At 70.1% G+C, this 8,725-nt stretch carries 9 protein-coding genes; 4 read left to right on the forward strand and 5 right to left on the reverse strand.

Annotated features, from left to right (window positions below; genetic code table 11):
• Window positions 1-3: 3 nt before the first annotated feature.
• From AC1UKG_RS15545 to AC1UKG_RS15555, 3 genes are all read left to right on the forward strand, one after another.
• Entirely contained in the window at window positions 4-1,170 is a 1,167-nt protein-coding gene (locus AC1UKG_RS15545; protein WP_482642571.1) for a 3-dehydroquinate synthase family protein, read from the forward strand.
• Window positions 1,167-2,078 carry a sugar phosphate isomerase/epimerase family protein gene (locus AC1UKG_RS15550; RefSeq protein WP_018815382.1) on the forward strand — a complete coding sequence of 304 codons (912 nt, stop codon included), beginning with the start codon at window positions 1,167-1,169 and terminating at the stop codon, window positions 2,076-2,078. The genes AC1UKG_RS15545 and AC1UKG_RS15550 overlap by 4 nt, the downstream gene beginning before the upstream one ends.
• A 74-nt stretch (window positions 2,079-2,152) precedes the next feature.
• Window positions 2,153-3,085: an LLM class F420-dependent oxidoreductase gene (locus AC1UKG_RS15555; protein ID WP_482642572.1), complete on the forward strand. Its 933-nt coding sequence runs from the start codon at window positions 2,153-2,155 to the stop codon at window positions 3,083-3,085.
• A 13-nt stretch (window positions 3,086-3,098) separates the two neighbouring features.
• Here AC1UKG_RS15555 and AC1UKG_RS15560 read toward each other — a convergent pair whose 3' ends face one another.
• From AC1UKG_RS15560 to AC1UKG_RS15575, 4 genes are all read right to left on the reverse strand, one after another.
• Window positions 3,099-4,097, reverse strand: a complete 999-nt coding sequence (locus AC1UKG_RS15560; protein ID WP_018745925.1) for a tyrosine-type recombinase/integrase — start codon at window positions 4,095-4,097, stop codon at window positions 3,099-3,101.
• Between the two features lie 13 nt (window positions 4,098-4,110).
• Window positions 4,111-5,082: a hypothetical protein gene (locus tag AC1UKG_RS15565; protein WP_018815384.1), complete on the reverse strand. Its 972-nt coding sequence runs from the start codon at window positions 5,080-5,082 to the stop codon at window positions 4,111-4,113.
• 184 nt (window positions 5,083-5,266) lie between these two features.
• Window positions 5,267-6,439 (reverse strand): MFS transporter, encoded by a 1,173-nt coding sequence (locus tag AC1UKG_RS15570; RefSeq protein WP_482642660.1) that lies wholly within the window; start codon window positions 6,437-6,439, stop codon window positions 5,267-5,269.
• Window positions 6,440-6,605: 166 nt separating this feature from the next.
• Window positions 6,606-7,094, reverse strand: a complete 489-nt coding sequence (locus tag AC1UKG_RS15575; RefSeq protein WP_026271730.1) for a MarR family winged helix-turn-helix transcriptional regulator — start codon at window positions 7,092-7,094, stop codon at window positions 6,606-6,608.
• A 31-nt stretch (window positions 7,095-7,125) separates the two neighbouring features.
• Between AC1UKG_RS15575 and AC1UKG_RS15580 the strand changes: the two genes are divergently transcribed.
• A complete protein-coding gene (locus tag AC1UKG_RS15580) occupies window positions 7,126-8,211 on the forward strand; it encodes a bifunctional NAD(P)H-dependent oxidoreductase/GNAT family N-acetyltransferase (RefSeq protein WP_033662934.1) in 1,086 nt (361 codons plus the stop codon).
• A 92-nt stretch (window positions 8,212-8,303) separates the two neighbouring features.
• Here AC1UKG_RS15580 and AC1UKG_RS15585 read toward each other — a convergent pair whose 3' ends face one another.
• A complete protein-coding gene (locus tag AC1UKG_RS15585; RefSeq protein ID WP_018745920.1) occupies window positions 8,304-8,627 on the reverse strand; it encodes a GYD domain-containing protein in 324 nt (107 codons plus the stop codon).
• Window positions 8,628-8,725 lie beyond the last annotated feature (98 nt).

An 8,725-nucleotide genomic window follows, 5' to 3' on the forward strand; every position in this document is an offset into this window, starting at 1 on the left:
TTCATGCCCCGATCCTGGACGTGGGAGGCGCAGGTTTCCCGGCCCGTCGAGTGGAGGACCGCACTGTACGACGGGTTGCTGGAGCTCACGCCACGCGGCGACCCGGAGCTCTTCGGCGATCTGAACCACTCCCGGCGACGCTTCGTGGCCGTCGACGAGAGTGCGTGGGGGTTGTACCAGAAGGAGATCACCTCGCTGCTGGACCGCTACCGACTCGAGTGGAACAACCCACCGAGCCTGCTGCCGGGCGGTGAGGACGCCAAAACCCGCGACACCGCGAACCGGATCTCCGACGAGATGAACGCCTTCGGCGTCGCCCGGTTCGGCGAACCGCCGATCGCTATCGGTGGCGGCGTGCTGCACGACGTGTTCGGTCTGGTGGCCGGCGAATACCGGCGGGGCGTGTCGTGGGACTTCATCGGCACGACGCTCGTGTCCGCCATCGATTCGATGTTCGCCCTGAAGTGCGGCGTGAGCGAGGGATGGAAGAACCGGGCCGGTCTCTACCATCCCGCGCGGTCGTCGATGACCGATGCCCGATTCTTCCAGACGCTGCCGCAGCACCAGATCAGGGACGGCTTCGCGGAGATCATCAAGATCGCTGTCGCCGGAGACTGCGCCCTGTTTCGGCTACTCGAGGAGCATGGATCGCGGGTCGCCGAAGAGCGCTTCCGAAGCGCCGACGGCCCTTCCGAGGAGATCCTCAGTCGGTCGATCTCATGGATGATGCGGGAGCTGAAACGCAACCCGTTCGAGCGCGAGACAGCCCGGGCCAGCTACCTCGGGCACAACATCTCGCCCGGGCTTGAGCCCACCGTGACGCACGGTCACGCGGTGGCGCTGGACATCGCCTGGACCAGCATGATCGCCTGGCGGCGGGGGCTGATCGGGCGTTTTGCCCGCGACCGGATCCTGCGCCTGATCCGCTCAATCGGCCTGGACGTGTGGCATCCCGCGATGACCGACACGGACCGGCTGGTGGCCGCCCTGTCCGACGCTGTCCGACACCGTGGTGGCCAGCAGCTCATCCCGACACCGGACCGCGTGGGTCGGGTGACATACCTGGGGGATGTCACGACCGACGAACTGCGGCGCGCCGTCGAGGACCAGCACCAGTGGGAATCCGGCGACCTGCGGTCAGATGCCGAGAAGGGTGGTGGTCGGCGATGAGTCCGTCGGACGGTCTGGACCACCGGATCCAGGTCGGTTCGTCCCCGGACTCCTGGGGGGTGTGGTACGCCAACGATCCACGGCAGGTTCCCTGGCCACGCTTCCTGGACGAGGTAGCCCGAGCCGGCTTCGAGTGGATCGAACTCGGCCCGTACGGGTATCTGCCAACCGACCCGACCCGGCTCGCCGGCGAAACCGCCCTCCGTGGCCTGCGGGTCGCCGCGGCGACCCTCTCGACGTCCCTGCACCGGGGCCACAGCGGCTGGCAGGAGACCTGGCCCCGGGTGGCGATGACCGCGGCGCTCGTACGGGCGGTGGGCGGGTCCTGCATCGTGATCATGCCAGGCTACTGGCGCGACCCGTGGACCGGCGAGTCGACCGAGGAAGCGCACCTCACGGCGGCGCAGTGGCGGGACCTCACCGTGTTGACCAACCGGCTCGCCCGGCAGGTCCGCGACTCCTTCGGGTTACGCGTCATGCTCCACCCGCACGCCTACACCCACATCAACAACGAACCGGCGGTCACCCGCTTCCTCGACGCGACGGACCCGGAACTGGTCTCCCTCTGCCTGGACATCGGTCACTACGCCTACTGCGGCGGAGACAGTGTGAAGCTGCTCGACACCTGTGGCGAGCGCGTCGGCCACCTGCACCTCAAGCAGGTCGACCCCGCGGTGCTCGCCGACGTTATCGCCAAGGACGAGCCGTTCGGTACCGCGGTGGCCCGGGGGGTGTGGTGCGAGCCGCCCAACGGGCTCCCCGCGCTGGAACCGGTGCTGGCCGCCGCACGACGACTCGACACCGACATGTTCGCCATCGTCGAGCAGGACCTCTACCCCTGCCCCGCCGACAAACCGTTCCCGATCGCGGAACGGACCCGCCGGCTCCTGCGCACCTATGGAATGTGACCCAGCAGTCGGGGCCGGACCTGATGTTGGCTGTTGGGCCGAAAGTCGGACCGGTCCGCAGGAAAACTGGGCACATGCAGTGCCATGTGTTCACCAACCCGCAGCAGGGGGCGAGCTACGACGAGATCGCCGCCACCGCCAAAGCGGTGGAGGAGTTCGGGCTTGACGGCTTCTTCCGCTCGGACCACTACCTGGCGATGGAAGGTGCCGCGGGATTGCCCGGCCCCACTGACACCTGGGTCACCCTGGGTGCGTTGGCCCGGGAAACCCGACGGATCCGGCTCGGGTCGTTGATGACCTCGGCGACGTTCCGGCAGCCGGGATTGTTGGCGGTCACGGTCGCCCAGGTTGACCAGATGAGCAACGGGCGGGTCGACTTCGGGTTCGGTACCGGGTGGCACGAGCCGGAACACCGCGCCTACGGTGTCCCCTACCCCGCCCTCGGCGAACGGTTCGACCGCTTCGAGGAACAACTGGACATCGTCACCGGCCTGTGGGACACCCCGCCAGGCGAGCTGTTCACCCATCATGGGCGGCACTACCGGTTGGCCGACGCGCCGGGGTTACCGAAACCCGCCCAGCAGCGTCCTCCGATCATCATCGGCGGTACCGGACCGACGCGGACACCCCGCTTGGCGGCCCGCCACGCCGACGAGTTCAACTATGCCTTCCCGACCCTGACGGAGATCGCGGAGCAGGGCGCGCGGGTGGACGCGGCCTGCGAGAAGGCCGGTCGGGTGCCGTCGAGCCTTCGCCGCTCCGCTGTGGTCCTGCTCGTCTGCGGCCGGGACTCCGCCGAGGTGGCCCGGCGGGCGGAACCCGTCGGTGGGCTCTTCACCCCGCAGATGATGGCGCACGGGCTGGTCGGCACCCCGACGCAGGTGGTCAACCGGATCGGAGAGCTGGCCAAGGCGGGCATCAGCCGGCTCTATCTGCAGACGCCACACCAGTTCGATGTTGATCACCTGGCGTACTTCAGCCACCACGTCCGGCCGCAGCTGGACTGACCGTGCCGGCGGGTCAGCCGCGGCGCCGGGACCGGGCCGCCCAGATCGCGTACGCCGGGTCCCGGTCGAGGTTGTGCCGGTCGCGGTCATAGCGACGGGTCGTACGCGGGTCGGCGTGCCCCATCGCGTCCTGCACGTCTTCCAACGGCACGCCCTCGGCGCGGGCGGTGGTGGCGAAGGAGTGCCGCAGCGAGTGTGGTGACAGCCGCGCCCATCCCGGGATCCCAGCTTCCCGGGCCAGCCGGCGGACCAGCCGGAACACGGAGTGCCGGTCCAGCCGGGCTCCGGTCGAGGTCACCAGCAGCGCACCGGTCAAGAGGTGCACCGGCACACCCGCGGCGCTGGCGCGCAGCGCCAGGTAGGCGTGCACCGCCGCCGAGGCGCTCGGGGTGAGGGCCCGCCGCCGGGCCCGGCCACCCTTACCCGTGAAGCGGACACTCTGGTGGCCGCGTTCGGTGCCCAGGTCGCCGACGTCCAACGACACCAGTTCACCAACTCGCAGCCCGAGGTCGACCAGCAGCGCCACGGCAGCCCGGTTGCGGGCAGCGGTCGGGCCGGTGGCGCGGTCGGCGACGGTGAGCAGCGCGTTGACCTCCTCCGGGGTGAGCCCGATGGTCGCCGAGTGGTCGCGGTCAACGTGCGGGCGATCCGCGCCGGTCACCGGATTGGTCTCGACCGCCCGCAGCTTGACCAGAAAGTCGTACCAGCTGGACAGGGCGGAGAGCCTGCGGGCAACCGTGGCGGGCGTCAGCGGCTTGCCGCTGCGGGCGTTCGGCGTCGACTCCAACCACCGGGCATAGGCGTTGACGTGCAGGAATGTGGCCCGCAGCGGGTCGGCGTCGGCGTCGGCGCACCAGCTGAGCCAGCTTGCGACATCCCGCCGGTAGGCGTGCCGGGTGTGTTCGCTGAGCCGGCGGTTGGCCAGCCACGCCTCGGTGAAGTCAGCCGCGCCGACGGGCAGCACCGGCGTTGGTGTCGACCGGCGCCGCGCCGGCACCTCGGAGGAGAGCATGTGCGAAAGGTTCTCAGGATGGGGTGGGCAACGGTCGGAGGCGCGCCCGCAGGAGCGCCCCGGTCACCGCGGCGAGGGTGACCGCGGCGACCGCGGCGAGCGCGGTCAGAGTCGCCAGGTCGGGGTGCAGGACCGACTGGCCCCGGCTGGCCTGCCAGCTGAACACCACGAACACCCCGGTAGTGCCGACGGCGGCGGCGCCGACGAGGTCGGCGCGGGTCCGCTCGTCGCGCAGCCGGGGCCGCCGGGCCGAGACGGTGGCCAGGGCCCCGGCGAGCAGCAGTAGCCCCTGGATGGCGTGCATTCCCACGAAGTGCGGAACCCGCAGGTCCCCACCGGTCGTGCTCCACCGGGTGACCGGCATTCCGTTTCCGTCGGGGTCGCCGATGCCGTGCGCGCCGATCAGGGACACCTGGTGGCCGTTGGCGTCGGCCACCACCCGTGACGTCTGCCCCGAGCCACTCAGCCACAGGGCCACCACCATGCTGGCGAGCGCCAGGCCCAGCCCGACGCGCAGCGCCCGGGTCAGCGCGCGGTCGCCGACGCGCTGGACCAGCAGCAGGATCGCCACGAAAAAGGTGGTCAGCAGCAGCGGCATGATGCCCACGGAGAACAACGCCTGTACGGTGCGGGCCACCGGGTCGGTGTTGTCGTTGAAGTGACTGAAGGTGCCGTTGGCGGCGGCGTAGGCGACGGCCCCCACATCCAGCACCCCGGCGAACGCGAAGACCGTGCCGAGCCACCAGCCGGTGCGGCGGCCCCGGCGGAGCTTGCCGAGCAGCCACGCCAGCACGAGGGCGTGCACGCCCATGGCAAACCCGAACTTCAGCGGTTTCAGCCAGACCGGTTCGCCGACGAGGTGCCGGTCGTCAAAGAGCAGGCCACCGACGGAAACCAGGGCAACGGTGAACATGAAGACCGCGTTCGCGAGCAGCGGCCGATGCCACTCGGTCTGCACACGGTGAGGTGCGGTGATCGTACTCATGCCTTGCTCCGTCCGCCCGGCGCGCACCCGGCGGCGATGCCGGCTGCGCTTTGAGCGTCCTCGAACGCGAAGCGCAGCACCATCCCGCAGGCCACCGGCCGGGCCGGGGGTTAACCCCCCTTCCGCGGACCCGGTCCGGGCGTGGTCATCGCGGCTGGTGTGATCGGGGTCGGCGGGTGAGGTGTCACCGGCGCCGGGTACGGGTCAACACGCGGACCAGGATGAGCATCGCGGTGGCCTGCGCGGCGGCGACCGCGGCGAAGAGCCCGGCCCGAGAAGAGTCGTACAGAGCACCGGCGGTGACACCGCCGACGAGCGCACCGGCGGCCTGGACGGCGGCGAAGACGCCGTACGCGGTGGCCCGGCGCGCCCGGGGCACAAGGTCGGCCACGAATGCCTTCACGGTGGAGTCCTGCACCCCCAGCGCGGCGCCCCACACCAGGACCCCGCCGGCGGCCACCGCCAGGCCGGAGGTGAACGCCAACGGGGGTACCACGGCTACCAGAACGGGCAGGACCAGCAGGACCCGGGCGCCGATGCGGTCGTAGGCCGCACCGGTGGCGAGCGCGGCCACGGCTGCCGCCGCCATCGCCGCCGCGTACAGCAGCGGCACCCCCGCCGCCGGCACCAGACCGGTCTGTGCCAGGTGGAACCCGATCAACCCGAAGGTCATCAGCCCCGCGGTGCACAGGGCGCAGGCCACCGCGAACCAGCCGAAGGACGCCGGCAGCGAGGCACTCCCGGCCGGGTCATCGCGCTCGTCCCGGTTGCCGACGGCACCGTCACGCGGGTGCGCGCGGCCGGCTCTGCGGCGCAGGAGTACGAGCAGGACCATCGCCAGCGCCCCCGGCACCGCCAGCCCGGCCAGCCCCGGCCACAGGAGCCCGCCGGCGGCGGTGGTGAGTGCTGCCAACAGCAGCGGGCCGGCGAATGCCCCGACCTGGTCCAGGGCCTTGTGGACGCCCATTCCACGGCCCATCCCCACCGCGCCGGCGGCGTCCGCCAGCAGCACCGACTTCGCTGGGGAGCGCACGGCCTTACCCAGCCGTTCACCCACGATCAGCACCGCGGCCGTCACCAGCCCCGCGGCACCCAACCGCGGGGTCACCGCCAACAGCGGCACGCACACCGCCGTCAGCGCGTAACCGGCGGTCGTCAACGTCCAGTAGCGGCGGGTCCGGTCGGCCAGCGGCCCCGACACCAGCCGCAGCGCCAGCGCGGCCGCCTCACCAGCACCGGTGATCAAACCGACGATCAGTGCGGACGCACCCAACGATGCCAGTAGCGGCCCGTACACCGATCGAGCGCCCTCGTACACCATGTCGGCGGCCAGGCTCACCACCCCGAAGCCGATCACCGTCCGCCACGGCGACCATCCCAACGCCCGCCGATCGTCGGGTTCTGCCGGAGCGCGCGGCGTCGGCGTGGAGTCAGCAGTTAGCACAGCCTAACCTAATCGGAGTTCGGGCTATGCGGTCAAACCGCGACCCCATGGACGCCTGGATGGAGCTACCGGCGGATTGTCACGTCGCCGGGTCGGTCTTCGCTACTTGGGGCTCCTCCAGCCTGCCGGCGATCTGTTCGATGGCGATGAGGTCTGCGGGGGTGAGCCGGTCGATGAAGTGGCGTCGTACCGACTCGACGTGGGCCGGTGCGGCGTCTTCGAGCGCCGTCAGTCCCTGCGCGGTGAGCACCAGGAAGCAGCCCCGGCCGTCGTTCGGGTCGGGTGTGCGTTTCAGGAGACCACGCGCCGCCATCCGGGTGGCGTGCCGGGACAGTCGGCTGCGTGACCAGCCCATCTTGTCGGCCTGCTCCCCCAGGGTGCTGGTGTGGCCGGGGCGTTCCGACAGGGTGCTCAGTACTTCGTAGTCAGGTTCGGAGAGCCCGATCGCGGCCAGGTCGCGCGCCGTGCCGGCTTGGACGGCGACCGTGATGCGCAGGAACGCCCGCCAGGCGCGTTCCTGATCCGGGTTCAACCAGCGCGGGGTTCCGGTCGACAGATTAGTTGACATGTAATCAAGCTAACATCTACACTTCGTTTCCATGTCAACTAAACCGGTTCGCGTTCTTCTGCTGATCTGCAGCACCCGCCCCGGCGCTCTCGGTCCCCAGGTAGGCCAGTGGCTGGCCGAAGCGATCTCCGCACGCGCCGCGGAGCTCGGCGTCGAGCTGATGCCGGTGGCGCTCGGCGAGTTGAACCTGCCGTTTCTTGACGAGGAGGAACACCCGTCGTCGGGCAGCTACCAGCATGAGCACACACGGCGCTGGAGCTCGATCGTTGACCCGGCGGATGGGTTCATCGCGATCACCCCGGAGTACAACTACGGGATGCCGGCGACCCTGAAAAACGCGCTGGACTATCTCCGCCGCGAATGGGCGTGGAAGCCGATCGGTTTTGTCAGCTACGGCAACACGTCGGCGGGCACCCGATCGGTTCAGCACGCCAAGCAGGTGGTGACCACGCTGCGTCTGGTTCCGTTGGGTGCCACCGTCGCGATCCGTCTCACCGACGCAACGACGGATGGACGACTACTACCCGACGCGGCTCGCGACCGGGCAGGCCTCGGCCTACTGGACGAACTGGTCCGGGTCGCAAACGCCCTGCGGCCCCTGCGTGAACACGCACGGGTCGACAGCCGATCCGGACCGCTGCCAGGGTCCTACGTCAGACGGCTGAGCGGCGACGACGAACCTGAGGTGACGGTACTGCAGCGGTGCTGCTGGGTGGACGAGGCCCTCGCCAACGGGACCATGGACATACCCGCCCTACACGAGTCGCCGGAACAGGTACGCGAATGGCTCGCGGCGTGGCACACCACGGGTCTGTGGCGGGACGGCCGCCTCCTGGGGATGGTGCGCGCCCGCCGCCTCGATACCGACTGGCACGTAGGTCGACTCGCCGTCGTGCCCGACCTACGCGGCCAAGGGCTGGGCCGGTGGCTGCTGCGCACCGCCGAGGCCGACGCCACCTCCGATTGCGATCGCATCCTCCTGGCGACCGGAGCCAAGAGTCTGCGGAACCTCGACCTTTATCACAGCGAGGGGTACCACCCGGATTCGCTCGCCAGCCCGGACGGAACCACCGTCCTCAGCAAGGATGTGACTCACCCACGCGCACGCCGCACCTGAAGTGAGGGCGGTTCCCGCGCTGGTCAACCAGGTAGCTGCCAACACCACCTTCGCCAGCGGAGCCGGGGCGAGGCAGGGTGTGCTGCCCGGCCTCACCCCGCCCGGCCGGGCGCCTGGTAGGTGACCGGGAGTTTCACTGCCTCGTCCAGCTCCTCCGGAGTCAACAGCGGCACCATGATTGTCTCCCCACCGCCGGCCGCGCGGACGGCGATGCTGAGCGCGGCCGCGACCACGTTGTCCCGCAGATCGCACAAGACGTACACGTCGTGCTCACCGAACGAGAAGTACAGCGACTCCACCTGTCCGCCGGAGTTCTCGATGAGCGCCCGGACCACCTCAGCCCGCCGTGTCCCTCCCTCCTTGCCCAGTCCGCTGACACCCTGGGTGGTGTAGGTCGCTATCGCCAGGAACTTCACTACGCTGGCACCACCTTTCACCGTCGCTGGTGCTCCCGCTGCCTTCGCCCTGTACCCGCAATCCATCCCGCCACGCCTCACCGACTCGCGGCGGTGTA

This window comes from Salinispora sp. CH2A1_6 (genome assembly GCF_056820975.1).